Origin of the sequence: Pseudomonas gorinensis (genome assembly GCF_042015035.1) — a bacterium.
Taxonomy (GTDB): Bacteria; Pseudomonadota; Gammaproteobacteria; order Pseudomonadales; family Pseudomonadaceae; genus Aquipseudomonas; species Aquipseudomonas gorinensis.
The window spans coordinates 1865260-1890449 of the sequence record NZ_CP167125.1; the positions used below are offsets into that span (position 1 = coordinate 1865260).

Below are 25190 nucleotides of genomic sequence, written 5' to 3' on the forward strand. Positions count from 1 at the left end.
TCAGGCTGGGCGGGGATCAGGACTTGGCGGTGAAGGCGGCTTCCTGGCCGAAACCGGTCGGCGAGGTGGAGCTGGGGGTTTGGGTGCAGGTACCGGCGGGGACCAGTTTCCAGGCGTTGGCCTGGTCCTTGGTTTTTGAAGTGCCGGCGCAGGAAGTACCGGCGCCGGCGGCGCAATCGTTCTTGCCGGCTTCGGCGACGCCGAAGCATTTCTGCATGTCGTCGGCAGCGTGGGCGGTGGTGGTCAGGGCAGACAGGCTCAAGGCCGAGCCCAGGGCGAGGACGAGGGTAGCGGCGGACAGTTTGGTCGTCATGGTGGATCTCCAGCAGTAGGTTGAGGAGCGGGCTTGAATGCCTGCTTGCACCACTAGAGACGGGAGGGCGATGTTCGTTACAGGGCCAGACGAAATAATTTCAAACACTGCAAAAAAATGTGGGAGGGGCGGTGCGACGATTCGACTTGCTCCCGATGGCGGCACATCAGTCACATTCTCTGTGCCTGACACACTGCTATCGGGAGCAAGCCCCTCCCACATTGCAACCGGGTGTTAACCGCCCAGGTACGCCTCGCGAACCTTTGGATCGGTCAGCAACTGTTCACCCGTGCCTTGCATCACCACCCGACCGTTTTCCAGCACATAGGCGCGGTCAGCGATTTTCAGCGCCTGGTTGGCGTTCTGTTCTACCAGGAACACCGTCACTCCGTCCTTGCGCAGCTGTTCGATGATGTCGAAGATCTGCTGGATGATGATCGGGGCCAGGCCGAGGGAGGGCTCGTCGAGCAGCAACAGCTTGGGTTTGCTCATCAGCGCCCGGCCGATGGCAAGCATTTGCTGCTCGCCGCCGGACATGGTGCCGCCACGCTGGCTGAAACGCTCCTTGAGCCGGGGGAACAGGTGCAGCACCTTGTCCATCTGCTCCTGGTAGTCGCCCTTGTCGGTAAAGAACCCGCCCATGGCCAGGTTTTCCTCCACGGTCAGGCGCGAAAACACCCGTCGGCCTTCCGGCACCACGGCAATGCTCTTGCGCATGATGTGTGACGACTGCTGGCCCACCAGTTCCTCACCCATGTAGCGGATGCTGCCGCTATGGGCCTGGGGCGAACCGCACAGGGTCATCAGCAAGGTCGACTTGCCAGCACCGTTGGCGCCGATCAGCGTCACGATCTCACCCTGTCGCACTTCCACGTTGACGCTGTGCAGGGCCTGGATCTTGCCGTAGAAAGTGGAAACGTTTTCGAATTGCAGCATTTTACGCTTCCCCCAGATAGGCTTTGATCACTTCAGGATTGTCGCGGATCTGCTCCGGCGTCCCGTCGGCCAGGGGCGTGCCCTGGTTGATCACCACGATATGGTCGGAAATGCTCATGACCAGTTTCATGTCGTGTTCGATCAACAGCACCGTGGCGTTGTTTTCCTCACGCAACACGCTGATCAGCGCCTTGAGGTCTTCGGTTTCCTTGGGGTTCAGGCCAGCGGCCGGTTCGTCGAGCATGAGGATCCGCGGGCGGGTCATCATGCAGCGGGCGATTTCCAGGCGACGTTGCTGACCATAGGCCAGGGTGCCGGCAGGCCGGTTGGCGAACTCGGTGAGGTTGACCTTGTCCAGCCAGTACTCGGCGTACTCCATGGCCTCGCGCTCGCTCTTGCGGAACGCCGGGGTCTTGAACAGGCCTGCGAAGAAGTTGGTGTTCAGGTGACGGTGCTGGGCGATCAACAGGTTCTCGACCGCCGTCATGTCCTTGAACAACCGCACGTTCTGGAACGTGCGCACCACACCCTTGCGGGCAATTTCGTGACCGGCCAGGCCCTGGATCGGCTGGCCGTCCAGCAGGATGCTGCCACCACTGGGCTTGTAGAAGCCGGTGAGGCAGTTGAACACCGTGGTCTTGCCGGCACCGTTGGGGCCGATCAACGCCACGACCTGTTTCTCTTTCACGGTCAGGGCGACGCCATTGACCGCCAGCAAGCCGCCGAAGCGCATGCTCAAGTTTTCGACTTTCAGGATCTCGCGGCTCATTTGCGCAGCTCCATGTGTGGACGTTGCATGGGCAGCAGACCCTGAGGGCGCCAGATCATCATCAGCACCATCAAGGCGCCGAACATCAACATGCGGTATTCGCTGAACTCACGCATCATTTCCGGCAGCAGGATCATCACGATCGCGGCCAGGATCACGCCCAACTGCGAGCCCATGCCACCCAATACCACGATGGCGAGGATGATCGCCGACTCGATAAAGGTGAATGACTCCGGGGTCACCAGGCCTTGGCGAGCGGCGAAGAAACTGCCGGCGAAACCGGCGAATGCAGCGCCCAGGGTGAACGCGGAGAGCTTGATGATGGTTGGGTTCAGGCCCAGGGCGCGGCAGGCGATTTCATCTTCGCGCAGGGCTTCCCAGGCGCGGCCGATCGGCATGCGCAGCAGGCGGTTGATCACGAACAGCGCAGCCAGGGCCAGCAACAGGGCAACCAGGTACAGGAATACCACCTTGCTCACCGGGTTGTAGTCGATCCCGAAGTACTCATGGAAGGTCTGCATGCCTTCGGCGGCGGTACGGTCGAACGACAACCCGAAGAACGTTGGCTTGGGGATGCTGCTGATACCGTTGGGGCCACCGGTGATGTCGGTGAGGTTACGCAGGAACAGACGGATGATTTCCCCGAAACCCAGGGTCACGATCGCCAGGTAGTCACCGCGCAGGCGCAACACCGGGAAACCCAGCAGGAAGCCGAACGTCGCGGCCGCCATGCCGGCCAGGGGCAGGCAGATCCAGAAGCTCCAGCCCAGGTAGTGCGACAGCAGCGCGTAGGTGTAGGCACCCACGGCATAGAAGCCCACATAACCCAGGTCGAGCAGGCCGGCGAGCCCCACCACGATATTCAGGCCCAGGCCCAGCAACACGTAGATCAGGATCAGCGTGGCGATGTCGACCGCACCGCGTGAACCGAAGAACGGCCAGATCAACGCGGCCACGATCAGGCCGATGATGATGTAGCGCTGGGTGCGCGGCAGGGTGAGGAACTGGCTGACCTTGGGCGAAACCAACGGGCCACGGTTGCCTTTGAACAGGGCACCGACCTGCTGGGTAAACAGCACGCGCAGGAACATCAGCACCGAGCACAGGGCGATGATGGTCAGGGTCACGGGGCCAGTGCCATGCACTTCCAGGTTGATGCCGACAATGCTCAGCTTGAGGCCGAGTACCGGAAAGGCAACCGCCCATACCAACAAGGCGCTGAAAAACGCCGATTTAAGATATCTGCTCATACTTTCTCAACCTCCGGACGGCCCAGGATGCCGGTCGGACGGAACAACAGCACCAGAACCAACAGGCCGAACGCCACGACGTCCTTGTACTGGTCGCCGAAGATATCGGCGCCAAACGCTTCGGCCACACCCAGCACCAGGCCACCGAGCATCGCGCCCGGGATACTGCCGATGCCGCCCAGGACCGCCGCGGTGAAGGCCTTGAGGCCCACCAGGAAACCGGCGTTGGGGTTGATCACGCCGTACTGCATGCTCAGCAACACGGCCGCGACAGCTGCCAGCGCGGCACCGATCACGAAGGTCAGGGCAATGATGTTGTTGGTGTTGATGCCCAGCAGGTTGGCCATCTTGATGTCTTCGGCACAGGCCCGGCAGGCGCGCCCCAGACGGGAGCGAGAGATGAACAGGGTCAGGCCCAGCATGGCCACCAGGGTGACCACGAAGACCAGGATCTGCATGTAGGAAATCAGGACTTCTTCCGCGCCGCCCGGGCCGAAGGAGAAGCTCCCCGGGATCAGGTTGGGGATGGATTTATCCTTGGAGTCCTGGGACAGCAATACGGTGTTTTGCAGGAAAATCGACATGCCGATGGCGGAAATCAACGGGATCAAACGGTTGCTGCCCCGCAAGGGACGGTAGGCGACCCGCTCGATACTGTAGCCATAGGCACTGGTTACGACGATCGACGCAAGGAATGCAGCGGTCATCAACAGCGGCAGTGAGTGGATACCCATCATGGCCAGCCCGGCAAGGGCGATGAAGGCCACGTAGGAGCCAATCATGTATACCTCGCCATGGGCGAAGTTGATCATTCCAATGATGCCGTAAACCATTGTGTAGCCAATGGCTATCAAGGCATAGGTGCTGCCAATGGTCAGGCCATTAACCAGCTGTTGGAAAAAATGATAGATCTCAGGCATTACAACGCTCCTAAAAACCCGATACGCATTTCACTGGTGGAGTCATGTTCCGGCCCTGTGCTGTGTTCTGTGAGCACATTTGCACAAAGCGTTTGCCAGCGAACCGCTGGTGACGGTTTTAAGATTTTCAGGTGAGCCAGCGCCCGGATCGCGGGTGACAGGCCCATAAACCTCGTAAAACAAAGCCCACTGCTCTCACAGTGGGCTTGTTGACCAGTAACGCCTGGCTTACTGAGGGGAAACTTCGGTTTTTGGTTTACCGAAGTGCCATTCGTAGACCACGAACTTGAAGTCCTTCAGGTCGCCCTTGGCGTCGAAGCTCAGGTCGCCGGTAGGGGTCTTGAAGGTGCCCGCGTGGATGGCGGCTGCCACTTTGGCGGTGTCTTCGCTCTTCGCGGCAGCGATACCGCCAGCGATGACTTCAACAGCGGAGTAGGCCGGGAACACGAATGGGCCACTCGGGTCCTGCTTCTTCTCGGTGAACTTCTCGACGATGGCTTTGTTGGCCGGGTCGGCGTCGAAGGATTTCGGCAGGGTGACCAGCAGGCCTTCGGAGGCGCCTTGGGCGATTTGCGAGATGGAGTCGTTGCCGACGCCTTCTGGGCCCATGAACTTGGCGTTCAGGCCTTTTTCCTTGGACTGGCGCAGGATCAGGCCCAGCTCTGGGTGGTAGCCGCCGTAGTAGACGAAGTCGACGTTGGCTTGCTTGAGCTTCTGGATGATCGAGGAGAAGTCTTTGTCGCCGGCGTTCAGGCCTTCGAAGACGGCAACTTTTACGCCTTTCTTCTCGAGGGTCTGTTTGACGGCGGTGGCGATGCCTTCACCGTATTGCTGCTTGTCGTGCAGCACGGCAACGATTTTCGGCTTCACGTGGTCGGCGATGTAGTTGCCAGCCGCTGGGCCTTGGGCGCTGTCCAGGCCGATGGTGCGGAAGATCAGCTTGTAGCCACGGGCGGTGATTTCCGGGCTGGTGGCAGCCGGGGTAATCATGATCACGCCTTCATCTTCATAGATGTCGGACGCTGGTTGAGTGGAGCTGGAGCAAAGGTGGCCGACCACGAACTTGACGCCGTCGTTGACCACTTTGTTGGCTACGGCAACGGCTTGTTTAGGGTCGCAGGCGTCGTCGTATTCCTTGGCTTCCAGCAATTTGCCGTCTACACCGCCTTTGGCGTTGATGTCTTCGATGGCTTGTTTGGCGCCCATGAACTGCATGTCGCCGTACTGGGTCACAGGGCCGGTTTTAGGGCCGGCAATACCGATCTTGATGGTGTCAGCTGCGAACGAATGGCCGGCAACCCCAGCCAGGACCATAGCGGCAAACAGTTTGGAAATCTGCTTAGTAGCCTTATTCATAGTGCTCCACTCTTACTGTTGTATTTTTTATAGTTCTAGCGGCCTTGTGAGCTGCTGAACCGGATCAGATATCTCGGATATCCCCCCGGCAGTGCCCTGGCAACTGTACCGGTACAGTGTAGAGCGCCGGTTGATCGCTTGAAAAGCTGGCTGCTGGGGGCAAAACCCGGACGTGTCGCTTAAATGAAAGAAAAAGACAGAATTGCGGCGGGGTGATGCCAGAGTCTCGGGCAATCCTTGGCTTTCCTGACAGTTTCAATCGTTGACTCATTTGCAACTGGGTTTTTCTACAAGAGCCGCGACGTTATGATTGCGCCGATTTTTACTCAGGTGAACTCCCATGACGCAAGAACCTAGCACCCTCTATGCCAAGCTGCTCGGTGAAACCGCCGAAATTTCCTGGAAGGAGCTTGAACCGTTCTTTGCCAAGGGTGCCCTATTGTGGGTCGACGCCAGCGTGGATTTGATCGAGGCGGCCGAAGGCATGGCCGAGGATAATCGTGACAAAGTCGCTGCCTGGCTGGCCTCGGGGAGCCTGGGCGAGGTGTCTGCGACGCGGGCACTGGACCTGGTGGAGCGTGATCCGAGCCTGTGGGCCGTGGTGGTATCGCCGTGGATTCTGATCCAGGAAAGGGCGGCGTAAGAAAAGGTTGCACCGAAAAGGTGCGTCTTTTGTGCCCGCCTAAGTGTGTAGCGGAGTAACCGCCGGGCCGGTGATGGCATCTTGCCGTAGAGAAAGGTCACAGGTGAGGGTGACGTGCGCGTCATGGGAACAGTTTTGCGGGGGCTGAAACGCCGTAGGAATTGTTTCCGGGTGTGAGTCGATCAGGGTGGCGAGGGAGCAGGCTCCCTCGCCACACCAGCCTAGCCGGTCTTGCCGGTATGGTTATTCAGCGAGATCACCTTGGTCTTGCCGATCCGGTGACGGTAGATCTCACGCAAATACTTGATCGCCTTCTTCACGCAATCCCGTGACAGGCGAATGTCATTGATCGAGACAAACTTGTCTTTGTCATTGATCAGCTCCCGGTACTTCTTCTCGTACATCGGCTTGATCGCGTACCAGTTGGTATCGAGGATCTTCGCCGGGTTTTCAAACTCGTTGAGCAGTTGATCGATCCGGTCTTCGTCGAAATCCTCGTGGATGATGAAGTCCAGGATCGAGTTGTCCAGCGTGTCATCGAAACGGTACGGGTTACGCGCAAAGCAGCGTTTGATAAACGCCACGATCAGCGTCAGGAAGTCATCCGACAGGCACGGGCTCTTGGCGATCAGGGTGGTCAGCGACAGGTTCGCCGAGGCGCCGATTACCAGTGCGTAGCGTTTCAGGGTGGTGTTGGGGAACAGGCTGTTGAGGTGGGTCTTGAGCCGGTTCAGGTCCATGTAGGACAGCTTGTAGTCCTTGGGCAGCGAGACGATGGACACCACCGACGAGCAGTTCTTGAAGAAGTGCAGGTCATGCAGCGCCGCCGCGTCGTAGCCGGAGTTCTTGTACTGCTCCAAGGAGGCCTTGTAGCGCTTGGACTCGATCGGCAGCAGGCTGATGCCTTCGATGGCCTGGGTGACCTTGTTGAAGTGCGGCAGGTCGATCGAGCGGAAGAACAGGTCGTCGATGTTCAGGCGCTGCGGCTCTTTTTCGAAGACCTTGAACTTGTCATTCGACGGCGCCGGCGTTTCCGGGACCACCGATTCGGCGTAGGCAATCGCCACCGGCCCGGCCAGGCTCATGAACAGGTCGTTGGCGTCGAGGCGGATAGTCTCGCCAATGTCGATGCCGGCACGACGGAAGTAGTTCTGGTCGTAGTCGGTGGTCACCGCCTGGGCGGTCAGGATGTTGAAGATCTGCTGGGAGATGTACTGGTTGGCGTGTTTTTCCATGGCATTGACATCAATGTTCTGGATATTGCCGTCGTCGCTCTCTTCGGCGTAACGCATGATGTCGTTGGAGATCAGCATCATCGCGTTCCAAGGGCGAATACGCCCCTTCACACTGGCTTCGCTGCTGTCTTCATTGTCGAAGTTGTATGAGAAGTCCCATTCTTCCGACAGGTACTTGCACAGCAGTCGCCCAGCGTTGATATGCAGCGCCTCGGACATTTCGCTGCGGTGGTCGGAAATATTCGGCAGCACACAGATGCCGCTGGTGAAGATCGGCTCGAAGACAAAGGCGTGGCCGCTCTTGCTGTCGTGTTCGTCGGCAGGCTTGGTGTCGAACGTCTTGTTCATGTACGAGTGTTGCTGGGCCAGGCCGAATTCGGACGCCATGCCCGAGCCGGTACCACCGCCGGCACTGAAGATCGAGAAGTACAGGCGCGATTGGTTGGCCTTGATGCCACAGGAGTCGATGAGGTACGAGTGGATCATCTTCCAATCGGGGCTGGAAAAGCGCTGGGTGTCTTTATTAAGGATGATCTTGGCCAGGTATTGGCCAAGGATCGGCGCGTTACCGGCGCCACCGGCATGGACTTCCGAGAGGTCCATGATTTTCATCTTGCTGTAGTCGCGCAGAAAGCCGCTTTTCTCGCCCTTGCGTGAGAAACGGATGCGCCCGGCGATGTCCTTGTCCAAGTCACCCAGCATCACCAGCGGCTCCACCAGGAACACGGGTTTGCTGGCCTTGCCGCCGCCCAGGCGCAGGTTGTTGCGGATCCATTGGGCCGGGCTGTAGCCCTTGTCGAGGGTTTTATCTTCGGTACTGAATTCGTTCAGGTAGAACTTGCGCGCGTTGTACACCAGTTCCGCCACGTCCAATGCGATGTTCGAACCGCAGCGGCCCAGGCCGATCAGGCACACCGACGGGAATTCCTGGTCGCTGTGTGGCTCGCCGTCGCCTTCCAGGTGGGCTGGCCGCGGGAACACCATGTCGCGCAGGCCATCGAGGTTATCGAGGATGCGGTCGGTATTGGTTTCGGTGAAGTACAAGTATTGCTGGGCGGCCAGCGGGCGGGCGCTGCTCAATGACTTTGAGCCTGGGGTTTTTTCCGCAGGGGCTGTCGGCAACACGTCGGAGACCACGGTGGCAGGGTTATTTTTAGAAGTCATTGGGCGCCATGTACCTGGACGGACGGCTGAAAAATATCAAATAGCCATCAATGAATGAGAGTTCGCGACTTTGCAGTGCGTCCTTATCCGGTGTAGTCGGGTTTAACCCTAGTTTTTTAAGGGAAATCCTGGCCGGACTCTGATTAATCGGCCGTTTGTCGGCGTTCTTTAGGTAAGTGATGGCGAAATGCCAAAGAATCGGCGTCATCGGATTGGCCTGATGACCGAGGTGGAGCCGGTACGAGCGGTGGCGGGATCCTTCGGCGATGGCGTGTCCTTGGCGCCGGCAACACTGAAGGGGGAGAGCGGAGTGCGCCTGTGGATACCTTGGATGACCCCGATGATATCGCGGGCAGGCACCGCCGGACTCAGCAGGTAGCCTTGGATGAAGTCACAGCCATGCTTGAGCAGCAGTTCGAATTGCGCCTGGGTTTCCACCCCTTCGGTCACGACCTGCAGGTGCAGGGTGTGGGCCATGCCGATAATGGCCTGGACGATTTCGATATCGGCGTTGGACTTGGGGATGTCCTGGATGAACGAGCGGTCAATCTTCAAGGTGTTGAGCGGCAGGCGCTTGAGATAGGCGAGGGAAGAATAGCCGGTGCCGAAGTCATCGATGGCCAGGGACACACCCAGGGCGCGGATCTGTCGCAACAGTGCCAGGGTGCTGCTGATATTGCCCATCAATGCATTTTCGGTGACTTCCAGTTCCAGGCGGTTGGCGGCGATCCCGCTGAACCGCAGGGCATCTTCGATTTCATCGGCCAGCTCATCACGTGTCAGGTTCAAGGCTGAGCAGTTCACGGCCATGGTCAGCTCGGCGTAACCCTTGTCCGACAACAGGCTCAAGTCGTGGCAGGCCTGGCGCAGTACCCAGTGGTCCAGTTCGGCAATCAGCCCGTTGCTTTCGGCAATGCCGATAAAGCGCTCGGGTGTCAGCAAACCGTGTTGTGGGTGCTGCCAGCGTACCAAGGCTTCCAGGCGGGTGACCTTGCCCCGTTTCATGTCGAAAATCGGTTGGTAGAACAGCACCAGTTCGTTGCGGGCACGCAGGGCAGCGCGCAACTGTTCTTCCAGTTGCAGTTCGAGGAAGGCGCGGGTCTTCAGGTTGGAGCTGAAGAAGTTCAGGCTGTTACGGCCTGAATCCTTGGATTGGTACAGCGCCAGGTCGGCGGTTTTCAGCAGTTCTTCGCAGGTCAGTCCGTCGTCGGGAAACAGGCTGATACCGATGCTGGTGGTCATCACCATGCGCCTGCCGGCGAGTTCGACGGGCTCTTTCATTTTTTGCATGATGCGCTGGGCCAAATGCTGCGCTTCGTCGCGGTGGTGGATGTTGATGAGGATGCAGAACTCATCGCCGCCAAACCGCGCGACCACATCGGCGTGGCTGCGCACCGAGCTCTTGATATGGCCGGCCAGTACGCTGAGCAACTGGTCGCCCGCGTCATGCCCGAGGCTGTCATTGATGCGCTTGAAATGGTCGATATCGAGGAAAATTACCGCCAACATGCCGTCGTGAGCGGTTTTTTCCGCGAGTTTCTCCGCGAAAATCTGATTGAAGCCGCGGCGATTGAGCAGGCTGGTCAGCGCATCGTAATGGGCCACCTGTTGCAGCGAGGCGCGGGCCTGGTCCAGTTCGTCGAGCAGGGCGTTGACCCGGCGCAGGTCACGTTCCTTGTGTTGCAACTTCTTGTCCGCCAGGGCCGCGCTGATGCTGCTACCAATCACCAGCAGCGTGATCACCGCCACTGACAAGCCCAATTGGATGGGGTTATTGTCCAGCGGCAACGAAAGGTCGGCCCCGGCGGGTACCAGCATTTGCATGGCAGCCATGCCGGTGAAATGCATGCTCAGGATACCGGTGCCCAGCATCAGGCTGGCGGCGTATTTGAGCAGTTGATGGAAGGTGCCCATGCCATTGCGCAGGCAGATCGACAGCAGCAACGCCGCGAGGCTCGCGGCAATGGCGATCCCTACCGAAGCCATGAACAGTCCCGGTTTGAAGTACAACTTGGCCTCGGAATCCATGGCCGACATGCCCACGTAGTGCATCAGCGCGATGCCCAGGCCCATCCAGACCGATGCCAGCAGGTACTGGTGAAGGCGCAGTTGCGCGTGACTGAGGGTTTGCATGGCGAACAGCGAGGCGATCAGGGCGATCACCAACGAGGCGAACGTCATGATCAGTTCGTAATGAATGGCAATGGGCGCCTGGAACGCCAGCATGCTGATGTAATGGGTAGACCAGATACCGCCCGCCAGGCAACCCGCGCCCAGCCAGCGCCAGTGGCGGCGGGCGGTGGGGTCTTCGACATGGCTGACACGTTCTGCCATGTCCAAGGTGCCGAAACCGGCCGCACAGGCGACCAGGTAGGCCAACAGCACCAGAAAGGGGTTATGGCTGCAATTGAGTAGTAGGTGCCCGTTCCCTGGAAGATCGATAAAAAAGTGCAGACCCAGCCATTCCATAGCGTGTCCTGTCATAGCGTCTCGTCACTGCCTACGGCGATGACCTATGAGGTCGAGTATAGAAGCCTCGCGGAATTTGCCATCAATAATGGCACTTTGCTTTGAATGATTTTGGCATGCCGTCCATAGCGTTTGATGCTAAGCGCTGATGGGCAACTCCAGCTCGAAGGGCGGTGCCTCCAGCGGTGCCAGACCAAACGCGGCGCGGGCGGCGTCGCAATCGAGGTTTTGCACGCCTTGGTTCCACGACGAATCGAACTCACGGCACACGCTGGAGCGCTGCTCGTAGATCGTGCAACGGGTGGCCTGGCCCACTTCGCCCTCAAGGCTGCAGCAGCGTGCGGGTTTCTGGTCGGTACCGATCATCGCCACGCGCGTGGGGTTGATCTGGACCACCAGGTCATCGGGCACGGTGCCTCCTGACGAGGCGCACTCCCCCCAGAAGAAAGACACACGAAAGTGTGAACAACAGGCACCGCAATTCAGACACGGACTGGCTTCGGACATGGGCGTCATCGATTAGAAAGGGAAGTGGGGTTGTGACAGGAAGGCTCGCCATTCTAATCGTGCCGTGGCCATTGGGAAGAGGGGAGCGCGCTTATATTTTCCGTAGGGAAAGTCCCGTAGTTCCGGGTGAAATCATGCCCTATCAGCTTTACGAATCATTACAGACAACCGTGACGTGTCTGACTATGTTGCAGGGACCTGAGCAGGATGCATCGGGCATCGCAGCTCTCATAACAATAAAAGAGACGGACCCATGCAGAACTCGACCCAAGCGGAGAATGCCTGGCGCATTCTGTTCCTGCTGTTCCTCGCCAACCTGTTCAATTTCTTCGACCGCACCATTCCTGCGATCATCATCGAGCCGATCCGCATGGAATGGCACCTGAGCGACTTTCAGCTCGGCATCATCGGCACCGCCTTCACCATCGTCTACGCCATTGCCGGCCTGCCGCTCGGGCGCCTGGCCGACACCGGTTCACGCAGCAAACTCATGGGCTGGGGCCTGTTCGCCTGGAGCGGGCTGACGGCGATCAATGGCATGGTCGGCAGTTTTTGGACCTTCCTGCTGGTGCGCATGGGCATCGGTATCGGCGAAGCCAGTTATGCGCCGGCGGCCAACTCGCTGATTGGTGACCTGTTCCCGGCCCACCGCCGCGCACGGGCCATGGGGATCTTCATGCTGGGCCTGCCCTTGGGCCTGCTGCTGGCGTTCTTTACCATTGGCGCGATGGTCAAGGCGTTCGACAGTTGGCGTGCGCCGTTCTTTATCGCGGCGGTGCCGGGGCTGATCCTGGCGGTGTTCATGTTCTATATCAAGGAACCCAAGCGCGGCGCGGCAGAAACCGTGCAGGTCTCCCAGGAGCGCGTCGACCGCCCGATCCGCCGCGTGTTGGCGGTGCCGACCTTCCTCTGGCTGGTGCTGGCCGGGCTGTGCTTCAACTTCGCCACCTATGCCTGTAACTCATTCCTGGTGCCGATGCTGCAGCGCTATTTCCTCATGCCATTGCAGGAAGCGGCCGTTGCCACAGGGATGATTGTCGGCGTCACCGGCTTGGTGGGCCTGACCTTGGGCGGCTGGATTGCCGACAAGATCCATCAGCGCATTGCCAATGGTCGCCTGCTGTTTGCCGCGTTCAGTTTGATCATCTCCACCGTCACCACCGCCTGGGCCTTGCATGCCGGGCGTATTGAAATCGGTGTGTTCGTCGCACTGTTCAGCGTGGGCTGGCTGTTTGCCTACAACTTCTATACCTGCGTGTACACGGCGATCCAGGACGTGGTCGAACCGCGACTGCGGGCCACGGCGATGGCGCTGTTTTTCGCTGGGTTGTACCTGCTGGGCGGCGGCATGGGGCCGATTGTGGTGGGGGGCTTGTCCGATCACTTTGCGCATTCGGCGATGTATGCGGCGGGGGCCGAGCAGATGACTGAGGCTTACAAAGCGGTGGGGTTGCATGACGCCATGTATCTGATCCCGGTGGCGCTGTTCCTGACCATGCTGTTTCTGTTCCAGGCCTCGCGCAGTTTTGTGCGCGATGCCAAGCGGATGAAGGAGGGGTTGGCGGCGGTGGAGGTGCCGGCTGCTGCTGCGACGGCGTGAAACCGTGGTGACTCTATCGGGGGCAAGCCCCCTCCCACATTGATCAGTCAACTCGGTCAACTGTGGGAGGGGGCTTGCCCCCGATGAGGCCCGCAAAGCCAAAGCTGTTCTCAAGTGAATAAAAAAGGCCCGCATTGCGCGGGCCTTCTATTTAGCAGGGCAGGGCAGCAATCAACCTGCCACCAACACCCGAATCGCTTCCAGTCGCAGCGCCGCCTTGTCGAGCATGGCCAGGCCTTGTTCGCGTTGCTGGCGCAGGGCAACCAGTTCGCTGTCACGCACGGTCGGGTTGACCGCTTGCAACGCGGTCAGGCGCGCCAGTTCTTCGTCGGTGTCCGCTGCCAGGCGGCGCTTGGCCTCGGCCACACGCTCGGCGTGGCGCGGGGTGATTTTCTCTTCACCGGCATTGATGCGTGGTGTGAGTTGGTCGCGCTGGGCCTGGACGAACTTGTTGGCGCTGGCTCGTGGCACGCTTTCGAGCTGGTCGTTCAGGGTTTCGAACGAGACGCGACCGGACAGGTCATTGCCGTTGGCGTCCAGCAGGCAGCGCAGCGCGGCCGGTGGCAGGTAGCGGCCCAGTTGCAGCGAGCGCGGGGCAACCACTTCGCTGACGTAGAGCAGCTCCAGCAGTACGGTGCCCGGCTTGAGCGCCTTGTTCTTGATCAGCGCCACGGCGGTGTTGCCCATGGAGCCGGACAGCACCAGGTCCATGCCGCCCTGCACCATCGGATGTTCCCAGGTGATGAATTGCATGTCTTCGCGTGACAGCGCCTGGTTGCGATCGTAGGTGATGGTCACGCCTTCGTCGTCGCCCAGGGGGAAGCTGGCGTCGAGCATTTTTTCGCTGGGCTTGAGGATCAGCGCGTTTTCCGAATGGTCTTCGCTGTCGATGCCGAACGCGTCGAACAGGGTTTCCATGTAGATCGGCAGGGCGAACTGGTCGTCTTGCTCAAGAATGGCCTCCACCAACGCATCGCCTTCACCCGCACCGCCGGAGTTGAGCTCCAGCAAGCGGTCGCGGCCGGTATGCAGTTCCTGCTCCAGGCGCTCGCGTTCGGCACGGGCCTCGTCGACCAGGGATTGCCATTCGCCATCGTCGGCGTTTTCCAGCAGCGGCAGCAGGCGCGGGCCGAACTGATGCTGCAAGGCGTTGCCGGTCGGGCAGGTGTTGAGGAAGGCGTTCAGTGCTTCGTGGTACCACTGGAACAGGCGCTCTTGCGGGCTGGTTTCCAGGTAGGGCACGTGCAACTCGATCACATGCTTCTGGCCGATCCGGTCCAGGCGGCCGATGCGCTGTTCGAGCAGGTCGGGGTGGGACGGCAGGTCGAACAGCACCAGGTGGTGGGAGAACTGGAAGTTGCGGCCTTCACTGCCGATCTCCGAGCAGATCAGCACCTGGGCGCCAAACTCTTCATCGGCGAAGTAGGCGGCGGCGCGGTCACGCTCGAGGATGTTCATGCCCTCGTGGAACACCGTGGCCGGGATGCCGGAGCGCACACGCAGGGCGTCTTCCAGGTCCATGGCGGTTTCGGCGTGGGCGCAGATCACCAGGACCTTGGTGCGCTTGAGCATTTTCAGTTGGTCGATCAGCCACTCGACCCGTGGGTCGAAACGCCACCAGCGGTTTTCTTCCTCGACGTCCGGCTGCGACTGGAAGCTGACTTCCGGGTACAGCTCGGCGTGTTCGCCCAGTGGCAATTCGAGGTATTCGTCCGGGTTCGGCAGCGGGTAGGCGTGCAGCTTGCGCTCCGGGAAACCTTGTACGGCGGCACGGGTGTTGCGGAACAACACGCGACCGGTGCCGTGGCGGTCGAGCAACTCGCGCACCAGGCGCGCGCTGGCTTCGGTGTCGCCATCGTTGACGGCGGTCAGCAGCGCTTCGCCTTCATTGCCGAGGAAACCCTGGATAGTCGTGTGCGCGGCCGGGGAGAGGCGGCCCTTGTCGAGCAGCTCCTGCACGGCTTCGGCCACCGGGCGATAGTTCTCGCTCTCGGCGCGGAAGGCCTGCAGGTCGTGGAAACGGTTCGGGTCGAGCAGGCGCAGGCGCGCGAAGTGGCTGTCCTGGCCCAGTTGTTCCGGGGTGGCGGTGAGCAGCAGCACACCGGGAATCACTTCGGCCAGTTGCTCGACCAGGCTGTATTCCGGGCTGGCCTTGTCTTCATGCCACACCAGGTGGTGGGCTTCGTCGACTACCAGCAGGTCCCAGCCGGCGGCGAACAGCGCGTCCTGGGCTTTCTCGTCGTCCACCAGCCACTCAAGGGCGACCAGGGCCAGTTGGGTGTCTTCGAACGGGTTGGCGGCATCGCTTTCGATAAAGCGTTCTTCGTCGAACAGCGCAACCTGCAGGTTGAAGCGGCGGCGCATTTCCACCAGCCACTGGTGCTGCAGGTTTTCCGGGACCAGGATCAGCACACGGTTGGCGCGGCCGGACAGCAGTTGGCGATGGATCACCAGGCCGGCTTCGATGGTCTTGCCCAGGCCCACTTCGTCGGCCAGCAGTACCCGCGGCGCGATACGGTCGGCGACTTCGCGGGCGATGTGCAATTGGTGGGCAATCGGCTGTGCACGTACGCCACCCAAGCCCCACAGGGAGGATTGCAGCTGGCGGCTGGTGTGTTCCAGGGTGTGGTAGCGCAGCGAGAACCAGGCCAGTGGGTCGATCTGCCCGGCGAACAGGCGATCGCTGGCCAGACGGAACTGGATGAAGTTCGACAGCTGGGTCTCCGGCAGGGTGACCTGTTCGTTGTGCCCATTGAGGCCGTGGTAGACCAGCAGGCCGTCGACGTCGTCGACTTCTTGCACGGTCATTTTCCAGCCTTCGAAATGGGTGATGCTGTCGCCCGGCGAGAACCTCACGCGGGTGAGGGGCGCATTCCGTAGCGCATACTGGCGCGTATCGCCAGTGGCCGGATAGAGCACGGTCAACAAGCGGCCGTCCTGTGCCAGAACGGTGCCTAACCCCAGCTCTGCTTCGCTGTCACTAATCCAGCGTTGCCCCGGTTGATACTGCTGCGCCATGCTGCCTGACTCCCGCCGTGAAAAAGCCGACTATCTTAACGGAACAAGGCCCTCATCCAAAGGACTCTGACAAAAACTACTGCGTTTGCACGGTGGTCCGCTGCTGAATCGACGGGTGGCGGGCACTTGCGAGTGTCGACTGGGTCACAGGTTGGCGTGCTTGAGCTCAAGTCGCCCTGCAACCCGCCGACAGCCTGTTGATCAGGAGAATAATCACTATGCTGCCACCCATGCTGCCCGTCAGTGTTGTGCCGGTCACGTCACAACTCGACCCGGTGCGCCAGAAGCCGGACATCCCGCCCGTGGTGCCCGTGCAGGCGGGCTCGAACGAAAGCACCATCGACCTGAAAAAGGGCGATGCCGAGCAGTCGACCTTTTTGCTGCGCGAAGAACAGCGCCGCCAGCAAGAGCAGCAAAAGCGCCGGCGTGAAGCCGACGCGGACGCGGAGCAGCACCTGGCCATTCCTGGTGACGTGCTCAACGCCGACAACACCGTACCGGTGGTGCCGCTGATTGAAGACGCGCCGCGCCAGGGGCTGTGGGTGGACGTCGAGGTTTAATCGCGCAACTCGCGCAAGGCTGTCAGCAGCACCTCGATATCGTGGTCGTTGTTGAAGGGGCTGACGGAGATGCGCGCGATGCTGCTCAGGCCGCGGGCCTGCATATCCAGCGGGGTGTAGGCCACACCGTTGGCGCCGATGTTGATTCGCTTCAATCCCAGCCGCCGCTTGAGTTCGAAGGCGTCCCAGCCGGCGAGGTTGAAGGCGATCAAGCCTGAGTGCGTAGCGCCCAAGTCATGCAAGGAAATGCCCGGTATCTGGCGCAGTGCTTCACGGATCCGCGCGCTGGTCTGCCTGACGCGTTCCCAGGCCCGCTCGATCCCCAGTCGATTGATCTCCTGCAGCGCGTTACCCAGCCCCGCCAACAAGGCGGCGGACACTTCGCTGGTTTCAAAGCGCCGGGCGTCGTTACGCAAGTCGTAGCCGTTGGCGTTCCAGGGGGCCGAGAACACATCGCGCTGGGCGGGGTTCAGGTGCTGGAGAAACGCTGGCCGCACATACAGCAGCGCCGTGCCGCGCGGCCCGCGCAGGTGCTTGCGGCCGGCCGATTTGAGCACATCGCAGTGCAGCGCCTGCACATCCACCGGTACCTGGCCGACAGCTTGACCCGCGTCGACAAAGTAGGGAATGCCATGGCGCCTGGCGACGGCGCCAATGGCTTGGGCGGGATTGATCAGGCCGCCATTGGCCGGGAGCCAGGTCAGGTCGATCAGCTTCACGTTTGTATCGATCATCGCTTCCAGGGCCACCGGGCAGACCGCGCCGGTTTCATCGCAGGGGATGACCTCGACCCGTGCGCCGGCGTGCACCGCCAGTTCCATGCTCGCCAGGTTACCGCCCCATTCGTGGCGGCCCACCAAAATGCGCTCGCCCGGCTGCCAAGGGCCGAGTGCCTGGAACGCCATGCTCCAGGCCGTTGAGCCGCTGCTGGCAAAGGCAATCGACGAGGCGGGCGCATTGAGCAATTGCCCGGCGGCGCGGCGGGCTTGCTCTATCAGGGCCGCACCGTGTTCGCCGGCTTCCATGGGGCCGTCGCGAGCTTCACGCTGTAATTGTTCGATGATGGCATCGAGGGTTGCCTGGCTGGGTAAGGACGCGCCGGCGTGATTGAAATGCACGATGCCGGATAGGCAGCCAGGGGTGTTGTCCCGCAGTTGCTGGACTTCAAGCGGGCTCACGGTTGCAACTCGAAAATGGCGTCCACTTCCACCGCCACGCCGGCGGGCAGGCTGGAAACGCCGACGGCGGTGCGTACATGCCGGCCTTTTTCGCCAAGGGCATTGACCAGCAGGTTGGATGCGCCGTTGGCGACGCCACTCTGCTGCTTGAAGTCGGCGTTGCTGGCGATAAACACACCCAGGCGCACTGTGCGCACCAGGCGCGACAGGTCGTCTTCCAGCGCCGCGCTCAATTGCCCCAGCAGGCCCAGCGCCGCCAGTTCTGCCGCCTGGGCGCCTTCCTCATCGCTGAGGGATTCGCCCAGCCGGCCCACATAGGCAGGTTTGCCCTCCACCATGGGAATCTGTCCGGAGATGAACAGCTGGTTGTGGCTGATGACATGATTGATGTAGTTGGCCGCCGGTTGGCTGGGGGAAGGCAGCGTCAAGCCAAGGGCGTGCACACATTGGCGGATGGAAGTGCTCATGTTGAATCCTCTTGGGTCGGGAGGATTCAGCATGGTGGCCGTGGTGTTCGGCGACAAACGGATAGATCTCATGGGACGTATCGAAATAACTCACGCGTCGGTGCAGGCTTGCTGCAACCACTCGCTGAAACAGCGGGCGGCCTCATTGGCAGGGCCCTGGGGGGTAATCAGCCAGTAACCGATCGCGCTGTGATAGGGCGGCCAGTCGAACGCCTCCACCAGGCTGCCGTCCTGGAGCCTGCGCTCGATCAAACGGTGACGCCCCATGGCGATGCCCTGGCCGGACACGGCGGCTTCGACCACGATGTTGTAGTCGTGCAGCATCACGCGGGGGTGTTGATCGAGGTCGACTCGATAATGCGCGGACCAATCCGTCCATTCGAATGGCCGGTGCGAGGTGGCCATCAGCAAGGGACCGTGATGCAGTTGGCTGGCTTTGAATGCCGGGCTGCATACCGGTGAGAGTATTTCGGGCATCAGCCGTATGGCCTGCACGTCGGGCCAATCGCCCTTGCCGTAACGGATGGCCAGGTCGATCGTTGTTCCGTCGACGTTCGCCAATTGAATCGCCGGCAACAGTTCCACCTGGATATGCGGGTAACGGTTGAGAAACCCGGCCAGGCGCGGTGCCAGCCATAAGGTGGCAAAGGATGCGAGCAGGCCAATGCGCAACACTGTGGCGCCAGGGGCGACCCGTTGGGTGCGGGTGGCGGCGGCGATGGCATCGAGGGCGGGGCGGATTTCGTCGTAATAACGCTGGCCGTCGGCTGTCAGGTCGATCGCGCGGGTACGCCGGATAAACAGCGGCTTGCCCAGGTGCTGTTCGAGTTTTTGCACCTGGTGGCTCAAGGCGCTCTGGGTGACCGACAACTCATTGGCCGCCTTGATAAAACTCAAGTGCCGTGCCACTGCTTCAAAGGCGCGCAGGGCGAGCAATGGGGGAAGGTCCTTGAACAGTGCCACCTGGGGGGCCTCCGGGTGCGGGCTTAAAGTGCCGATTTTGGGCGATGCCTCGCCTTTTGTCGCTCGCTGATTTGCCGCCGGACGGGGGAGGCCGCATTATTGAGGCACTCCCGCCATAACGTAGCCAAGCCATGAGTGATGACGACAAGCTGATCGACCTGAATGCCGAACGTGCCAAACGTGTGCATGACCTCAATGACAAACGCCTGAATGAAGTGCGCCAGGCATTTGAACAGGCGATGCCCTTGGGGAAAGTTAAGAAAAAGCCGAAGAACAAACCGAAAAAGCGTTGAAAGGGCCTGCATTTATTGATGCAGGTCAGTTATTACCCTTCTTTACGCCCCGTTGAGGGCGACATTGATCCTCGTCAATTTTCCAGAGTGCCTTCTCCATTAACTTAGCCCTATCGCAACAGGGCAAGTGCAGGAGGCCGGTCATGTTTTTCGATAATGTGGTGTTCGCCGGGGTGCTGACTGTAAGCCTCATGGTGATGTTTTTTGTAGGGTTTGGATTTTTTATCTGGAAAGACGCACATAAGCGTAAAAAACCATAAGTTTTTCCGGATTACATGAGCACGCAAGGCATTTTGGGCGACTTCGGTCGCCCTTTTTTTTGCCTGCGATTTAATCAACACCCCATTTGAACTGAGTCCGGTGGCGCAGCAGTTTAAGGACGGGACACACGCATAAAAAAAGGTGCGACCCTCGCAGGTCGCACCTTTATTTTTTGCGGGTTGGCTATCAGCTACCCAGTGCCTTGGACGCCAACCAGAACAACCCGGCCGACAGGCCTACGGTGGCTGGCAGGGTCAACACCCAGGCCATCAGGATGGTCTTTACGGTACCGCCTTGCAGGCCGCTCTTGTTGGCAACCATGGTGCCGGCGACACCGGAAGACAGTACGTGCGTGGTCGAAACCGGCAGGCTGAAGATGTTGGCCAGGCCGATCATGCTGGCGGTGGTGATCTGCGCCGACATGCCCTGGGCGTAGGTCATGCCCTGCTTGCCGATCTTCTCACCGATGGTCAGTACCACACGCTTCCAACCCACCATGGTGCCGAGGCCCAATGCCAGGGCGACCGCGAGGATTACCCAGAACGGCGCGTACTCGGTCGTGGCGGTCAGGTCTTTGCGCAGCTTGTCGAGGTCGGACTTCTCACGCGCATCCAGGCCCGGCAGCTTGCCGACTTTCTTCGCGGTGTCATCCAGGCATAGCAGGTAGCGACGTACCTCAATGCGCTGGTCGGCATTCAGCGAGTGGTAATCGGAAACGCCTTTCAAGGTGTCCACGAGCGCGTTGATGGTCGGCTCGGTCTGCTGCGGGTTGCAGCGGAACTTGCCCGGCAAGTCATCCTTCACGCTTTTCCCCAAGGCCAGGAACTCGCCCAGGGTTTCGTGGTTGCGCTGGTAGAACTGATTCAAGTGCACGGTGGCGTCGCGGGTGCGCTCGATCTGGTAGGTGGTGCTGCCCAGGTCGAGGACGAACTGTGCCGGTACGATGCCGATCAGCACCAGCATGATCAAGCCGATACCTTTCTGCCCATCGTTGGAGCCGTGCACGAAACTCACGGCCATGGCGGAAATCACCAGGACCAGGCGGTTCCAGAACGGCGGGTGTTTCTTGTCGTCGAGCTTGCGGCGCTGGTCCGGGGTCTTGTGCATCTTCGACAGCGGGCGCCACCACTTCAGGCCGAGCAGCACCAGGGCGGCAACCAGGAAGCCGGCCATCGGCGAGAACACCAGGGACGCGCCGATATCGATCGCTTTCTGCCAGTTCACCCCGTCAGCCAGGGGAATGTCATTGATCAGGGCGTTGGCCAGGCCGACACCAAGGATCGAACCGATCAGGGTGTGGGAGCTGGAGGCGGGGATACCGAAGTACCAGGTGCCCAGGTTCCAGGTGATCGCCGCCGCCAATAAAGAGAAGACCATCGCCAAACCATGGCCGGTGTTCACATTGATCAGCAACTCCACCGGCAGCAAGTGCACGATGGCGTAGGCGACACCGACACCACCGAGCAACACGCCGAGGAAGTTGAACACCCCGGAGAAGAACACGGCCAGGTGCGGCGGCATGGCTTTGGTATAGATGACTGTGGCCACCGCATTAGCGGTGTCATGAAAGCCATTGATGAACTCGAAGGCGAGGACAAAGGCCAGGGCGAGCAACAGGCTCACGAGAACCCAAGCATCCAGTCCGCTGAATAAATCGATCATGAAGGTTTTCTGACCCGGTCGTAAGGGGGCGCGATTATGCCAGAAAACCTCGGTAATCGATGCACTAGCTGCTCATTGGTAACAATCTTCATTGAAAAAACACGGGCAAAAGGTGCTCATCCCAGGCTTTTCGGGGCTTTGGCAAGTCTTTGATTTATAAAGCGCACAGCTGAAAAGGTGCGGTTTTGTCACCTTATCGTCATGTCTGAAACATTTGTACGAAATTTCCCTGGGGCGGCAGGGTGCTGAGCCGTGGAGGCTCATGCAAGGTGCCCTCCGCCGGCAATAAGCCGGCAGAGACAGCAAGACCCTGAGGACTCGAACCGAAGTGCTTATGGCTCTTCGGCCTTGAGTTCCTGTTCAATCTTTTGGATTTCCTGGGCAAAGGCCTGATCGAGCAGACTGGCTCGTTTGCGCCATGGCTTGCGTTCTGGCTCAGGCTGGGCGGCGTAGGTGGTGACTTCCCCGCCGTAAACGTCCTTGTAACGTTGCTCCTGGCGCTCAAGTTCCGCGCGCAGTTCATCTTTCGTCACAGTGCTACCTAATTGAGTTGAGTTTAATTACCGTGCAGCGGTGGAGCTGAAAATTGCCCTCGGCGTATTTCAATGTTGAACAGTCAAACTGTTCAAGTTTGAATAATTGACCAAAGGTGACTTCGTTAAACCGGTAGTGATAACCGGCGACGCGTTCCGCATGCACCGCCTGCGAGCTCCGATCCCGATAGTGATACCGGGCTGACCTCTGCACAGGTTGCATTATAGCGGCGCATTTGAATAACTCTATCACCATAAAGTTAAAAAACGTCAACTTGCTGTGAGAGTTTTGTTACATGTACGCGTCAGTATTTCGCTGGAAAACCGGCGCCATCATTTTTGCGCTCTTGTAAAAGTTGTCGCGGCCTGTCCGATATTTCTCTACGTCCAGGTTGATTGCGATAATCGAATGATCGTCCGATAATCGCCCAATGTTGTTGGCCCAAGCTTGTGCCTCGCGTCTGGCACGGCTTTCAATAGTGATCAACCCTTCCAGCGGTTGAAAATAAGAGAAAGGATCCGGAAATGAACGATCAATTGCGCAACTCCTTCGCGTCAGCGGCGCCGCCGATCGTGGCTTCGCCCGCCAAGCGCATCCAGGCGTTTACCGGTGATCCAGACTTCATGACCTCCCTGGCCCGTGGCCTGGCCGTGGTGCAAGCGTTTCAGGAGCGCAAGCGGCACCTCACCATCGCCCAGATCAGTCACCGCACCGAAATCCCCCGCGCCGCCGTGCGACGTTGCCTGCATACCCTGATCAAGCTCGGCTACGCCACCACCGATGGGCGTACTTATTCGCTGCTGCCCAAAGTCCTGACCCTGGGTCATGCCTATTTGTCCTCCACGCCCCTGGCGGTCTCCGCGCAACCTTACCTGGACCGTATGAGCGAGCAGCTTCACGAAGCCTGCAACATGGCGACCCTTGAGGGCGACGACATCCTCTATATAGCCCGTTCCGCCACGACCCAGCGCCTGATTTCCGTGGACCTGTCGGTGGGCGGGCGCTTGCCGGCATATTGCACGTCCATGGGCCGCATCCTGCTTGCCGCGTTGGATGACGCCTCGCTGCAGGACTACCTCGACCACGCCGACCTGCAAACCAAGACCAGCCGCACCCTGACCACCCCCGAAGCCTTGCTCGAATGCCTGCAACAAGTACGGCAGCAGGGCTGGTGCATCGTCGACCAGGAGCTGGAGCAGGGCCTGCGCTCCATCGCCGTACCGGTGTACGACGCCTCGGGCCAGGTATTGGCCGCGTTGAACGTCAGTACCCACGCCGGGCGGGTCAGCCGCAGCGAGTTGGAGCAGCGCTTCCTGCCGAGCATGCTCAGCGCCAGCCGCGAGTTGAGTGCGCAATTGTTTGCTTAAGCTGTTCGGTGACCGCACAGATCCCGGTTTGATGAATTGACGGTGTTTCCCCTGGCTTATTACTGTGCGGCAGCGCTCTAGCGCCACAATAATAACGACGACCCCAGGTCGTCAGCCCGCCATCGGTGTGGAATAAAAACAATGAATCAACCTTCTGTCGGCACCACACTGGACGTCCAGGCCTTTATCAATGCCCAACCCTTGTCACGTTATCAGTGGCGCGTGGTGATCCTGTGTTTCCTGATTGTCTTCCTCGATGGCCTCGACACGGCTGCCATGGGGTTTATCGCGCCTGCATTGTCCCAGGACTGGGGTATCGACCGCGCCAGTCTCGGTCCGGTGATGAGTGCCGCATTGATCGGCATGGTGTTCGGCGCCCTGGGCTCCGGGCCACTGGCTGACCGCTTCGGGCGCAAAGTGGTGCTGGTGGGGGCCGTGCTGGTGTTTGGTGCCTTCAGCCTGGCCTCGGCCTACAGCACCGATGTCGATCAATTGCTGGTGCTGCGCTTCCTGACCGGGCTGGGCCTTGGCGCCGGCATGCCGAACGCCACGACCCTGCTCTCGGAATACACCCCGGAGCGCCATAAATCGCTGCTGGTCACCAGCATGTTCTGCGGCTTCAACCTGGGCATGGCCGGCGGCGGGTTTATCTCCGCCAAGCTGATTCCGGCATTCGGCTGGCATAGCCTGTTGATGATCGGCGGTATCTTGCCGTTGATCCTGGCGCTGGTACTGCTGGTGTGGCTGCCGGAATCGGCGCGTTACCTGGTGGTGCGCAATCGCGGCACCGACAAGGTGCGCAAGACCCTGTCACCCATTGAACCCAGCCTTGTCGCCCAGGCCATGGCCTTCAGTGTCCCCGAGCAAAAAACCGTCAAGGCGCGCAACGTGTTTGCGGTGATCTTCTCCGGCACCTACAGCGCTGGCACCTTGTTGCTGTGGCTCACCTATTTCATGGGCCTGGTGATCGTGTACCTGCTGACCAGTTGGCTGCCGACCCTGATGCGCGACAGCGGCGCCAGCATGGAACAGGCAGCGTTTATCGGTGCGTTGTTCCAGTTTGGTGGTGTATTGAGCGCGGTGGGCGTGGGCTGGGCGATGGACCGCTTCAATCCCCACAAGGTCATTGGCACTTTCTACTTGCTGGCCGGAGTGTTTGCCTACGCGGTAGGGCAGAGCCTGGGCAATATCACGTTGCTCGCGACCCTGGTGCTGATCGCCGGGATGTGCGTCAACGGCGCGCAGTCGGCAATGCCGTCCCTGGCTGCGCGCTTCTACCCGACCCAGGGCCGCGCCACCGGTGTGTCCTGGATGCTCGGCATCGGCCGCTTCGGTGCGATCCTCGGTGCCTTGATGGGCGCCACCTTGCTGGGCCTGGGCTGGAATTTCGAGCAGGTACTCACGGCGCTGGTGATCCCGGCGGCATTGGCCACGGCTGCGGTGGTGATCAAGGGCATGGTCAGCCACGCCGACGCAACCTGAGGCCTGGCACGCTCAAATGTGGGAGTGGGCTTGCCCCGACAGCAGTGGGGCGGCCAATACATCGGGTGGCGGATACACCGCTCTCTGGGGCAAGCCTCCTCCCACATTGACCGCGTTTGGCTGAATGATTAGCGAGGTAACAATCTGTTCGATAATCGAACGCTGAGTCGATTATCGGATTGTTTGGCCCATTTCCCCGGCTTAATCTTCAAGCACTTCGGCGCCACCTCAGCGCCTTTACGA

The 25190-nt window shown here is 60.2% G+C and carries 22 protein-coding genes; 7 read left to right on the plus strand and 15 right to left on the minus strand.

All coding sequences use genetic code 11. The annotated features are described in order from the left end of the window. Positions 1 to 16 precede the first annotated feature (16 nt). The 6 genes from AB7933_RS08465 to AB7933_RS08490 form a co-directional block, all read right to left on the minus strand. Positions 17 to 313, minus strand: coding sequence for a DUF2282 domain-containing protein (locus tag AB7933_RS08465; protein WP_024073886.1), 297 nt, complete (start codon positions 311 to 313; stop codon positions 17 to 19). 234 nt (positions 314 to 547) lie between these two features. Beyond that, the gene (locus tag AB7933_RS08470) at positions 548 to 1249 is read right to left on the minus strand and encodes an ABC transporter ATP-binding protein (RefSeq protein ID WP_017844798.1); all 702 of its coding nucleotides are present in this window, start codon (positions 1247 to 1249) and stop codon (positions 548 to 550) included. Between the two features lies 1 nt (position 1250). Next, positions 1251 to 2018: a high-affinity branched-chain amino acid ABC transporter ATP-binding protein LivG gene (livG, locus tag AB7933_RS08475; protein ID WP_016975067.1), complete on the minus strand. Its 768-nt coding sequence runs from the start codon at positions 2016 to 2018 to the stop codon at positions 1251 to 1253. Further along, the gene (locus AB7933_RS08480; RefSeq protein WP_024073887.1) at positions 2015 to 3268 is read right to left on the minus strand and encodes a high-affinity branched-chain amino acid ABC transporter permease LivM; all 1254 of its coding nucleotides are present in this window, start codon (positions 3266 to 3268) and stop codon (positions 2015 to 2017) included. Before AB7933_RS08480 ends, livG begins: the two co-directional genes overlap by 4 nt. After that, the gene (livH, locus tag AB7933_RS08485; RefSeq protein ID WP_003172375.1) at positions 3265 to 4188 is read right to left on the minus strand and encodes a high-affinity branched-chain amino acid ABC transporter permease LivH; all 924 of its coding nucleotides are present in this window, start codon (positions 4186 to 4188) and stop codon (positions 3265 to 3267) included. The genes AB7933_RS08480 and livH overlap by 4 nt, the downstream gene beginning before the upstream one ends. Before the next feature lie 228 nt (positions 4189 to 4416). After that, a complete protein-coding gene (locus AB7933_RS08490; protein ID WP_024073888.1) occupies positions 4417 to 5544 on the minus strand; it encodes a branched-chain amino acid ABC transporter substrate-binding protein in 1128 nt (375 codons plus the stop codon). A 340-nt stretch (positions 5545 to 5884) separates the two neighbouring features. Here AB7933_RS08490 and AB7933_RS08495 point away from each other — a divergent pair, with 340 nt between their 5' ends. Continuing rightward, positions 5885 to 6187, plus strand: a complete 303-nt coding sequence (locus AB7933_RS08495; RefSeq protein ID WP_024073889.1) for a DUF2288 domain-containing protein — start codon at positions 5885 to 5887, stop codon at positions 6185 to 6187. A gap of 221 nt (positions 6188 to 6408) precedes the next feature. On the opposite strand, the gene AB7933_RS08500 is transcribed toward AB7933_RS08495, so the two are convergent. The 3 genes from AB7933_RS08500 to AB7933_RS08510 all read right to left on the minus strand — a co-directional run bounded on the left by AB7933_RS08500 (position 6409) and on the right by AB7933_RS08510 (position 11562). Further along, complete coding sequence (locus AB7933_RS08500; RefSeq protein ID WP_024073890.1) at positions 6409 to 8586, minus strand: hypothetical protein; 2178 nt, start codon at positions 8584 to 8586, stop codon at positions 6409 to 6411. Positions 8587 to 8790: 204 nt separating this feature from the next. Beyond that, positions 8791 to 11055 carry a putative bifunctional diguanylate cyclase/phosphodiesterase gene (locus AB7933_RS08505; protein ID WP_024073892.1) on the minus strand — a complete coding sequence of 755 codons (2265 nt, stop codon included), beginning with the start codon at positions 11053 to 11055 and terminating at the stop codon, positions 8791 to 8793. Positions 11056 to 11193: 138 nt separating this feature from the next. Further along, on the minus strand, positions 11194 to 11562 hold the full coding sequence (locus tag AB7933_RS08510; RefSeq protein ID WP_024073893.1) for a YkgJ family cysteine cluster protein: 369 nt from the start codon (positions 11560 to 11562) through the stop codon (positions 11194 to 11196). A 253-nt stretch (positions 11563 to 11815) separates the two neighbouring features. On the opposite strand from AB7933_RS08510, the gene AB7933_RS08515 reads away from it, so the two are divergent. Then, positions 11816 to 13162, plus strand: coding sequence for a spinster family MFS transporter (locus tag AB7933_RS08515; protein WP_024073894.1), 1347 nt, complete (start codon positions 11816 to 11818; stop codon positions 13160 to 13162). 171 nt (positions 13163 to 13333) lie between these two features. Here the strand turns inward: AB7933_RS08515 and rapA are convergent, their stop codons facing one another. Next, on the minus strand, positions 13334 to 16180 hold the full coding sequence (gene rapA, locus AB7933_RS08520; RefSeq protein WP_024073895.1) for an RNA polymerase-associated protein RapA: 2847 nt from the start codon (positions 16178 to 16180) through the stop codon (positions 13334 to 13336). Positions 16181 to 16398: 218 nt separating this feature from the next. Between rapA and AB7933_RS08525 the strand changes: the two genes are divergently transcribed. After that, positions 16399 to 16740, plus strand: coding sequence for a hypothetical protein (locus AB7933_RS08525; RefSeq protein WP_024073896.1), 342 nt, complete (start codon positions 16399 to 16401; stop codon positions 16738 to 16740). Here the strand turns inward: AB7933_RS08525 and AB7933_RS08530 are convergent. The 3 genes from AB7933_RS08530 to AB7933_RS08540 form a co-directional block, all read right to left on the minus strand. Continuing rightward, positions 16737 to 17918, minus strand: a complete 1182-nt coding sequence (locus AB7933_RS08530; protein ID WP_024073897.1) for an aminotransferase class V-fold PLP-dependent enzyme — start codon at positions 17916 to 17918, stop codon at positions 16737 to 16739. The genes AB7933_RS08525 and AB7933_RS08530 overlap by 4 nt on opposite strands. Continuing rightward, entirely contained in the window at positions 17915 to 18385 is a 471-nt protein-coding gene (locus AB7933_RS08535; RefSeq protein ID WP_024073898.1) for a RidA family protein, read from the minus strand. Before AB7933_RS08535 ends, AB7933_RS08530 begins: the two co-directional genes overlap by 4 nt. Positions 18386 to 18475: 90 nt before the next feature. Next, positions 18476 to 19348, minus strand: coding sequence for a LysR substrate-binding domain-containing protein (locus AB7933_RS08540; RefSeq protein WP_024073899.1), 873 nt, complete (start codon positions 19346 to 19348; stop codon positions 18476 to 18478). 131 nt (positions 19349 to 19479) lie between these two features. On the opposite strand from AB7933_RS08540, the gene AB7933_RS08545 reads away from it, so the two are divergent. Together AB7933_RS08545 and ccoM are read left to right on the plus strand one after the other, a co-directional pair. After that, positions 19480 to 19641, plus strand: coding sequence for a hypothetical protein (locus tag AB7933_RS08545; protein WP_017844811.1), 162 nt, complete (start codon positions 19480 to 19482; stop codon positions 19639 to 19641). A gap of 143 nt (positions 19642 to 19784) precedes the next feature. Then, positions 19785 to 19901: a cytochrome c oxidase subunit CcoM gene (gene ccoM, locus AB7933_RS08550; RefSeq protein WP_024073900.1), complete on the plus strand. Its 117-nt coding sequence runs from the start codon at positions 19785 to 19787 to the stop codon at positions 19899 to 19901. A gap of 187 nt (positions 19902 to 20088) precedes the next feature. Here the strand turns inward: ccoM and AB7933_RS08555 are convergent, their stop codons facing one another. Together AB7933_RS08555 and AB7933_RS08560 are read right to left on the minus strand one after the other, a co-directional pair. Beyond that, a complete protein-coding gene (locus AB7933_RS08555) occupies positions 20089 to 21564 on the minus strand; it encodes an inorganic phosphate transporter (protein WP_024073901.1) in 1476 nt (491 codons plus the stop codon). 332 nt (positions 21565 to 21896) lie between these two features. Then, complete coding sequence (locus AB7933_RS08560) at positions 21897 to 22097, minus strand: hypothetical protein (protein WP_003172389.1); 201 nt, start codon at positions 22095 to 22097, stop codon at positions 21897 to 21899. A 525-nt stretch (positions 22098 to 22622) separates the two neighbouring features. On the opposite strand from AB7933_RS08560, the gene pcaR reads away from it, so the two are divergent. Together pcaR and AB7933_RS08570 are read left to right on the plus strand one after the other, a co-directional pair. Further along, entirely contained in the window at positions 22623 to 23465 is an 843-nt protein-coding gene (gene pcaR / locus AB7933_RS08565; RefSeq protein WP_024073903.1) for a pca regulon transcriptional regulator PcaR, read from the plus strand. 141 nt (positions 23466 to 23606) lie between these two features. Next, positions 23607 to 24947, plus strand: coding sequence for an MFS transporter (locus AB7933_RS08570; RefSeq protein ID WP_024073904.1), 1341 nt, complete (start codon positions 23607 to 23609; stop codon positions 24945 to 24947). The last annotated feature ends 243 nt before the right edge of the window (positions 24948 to 25190 follow it).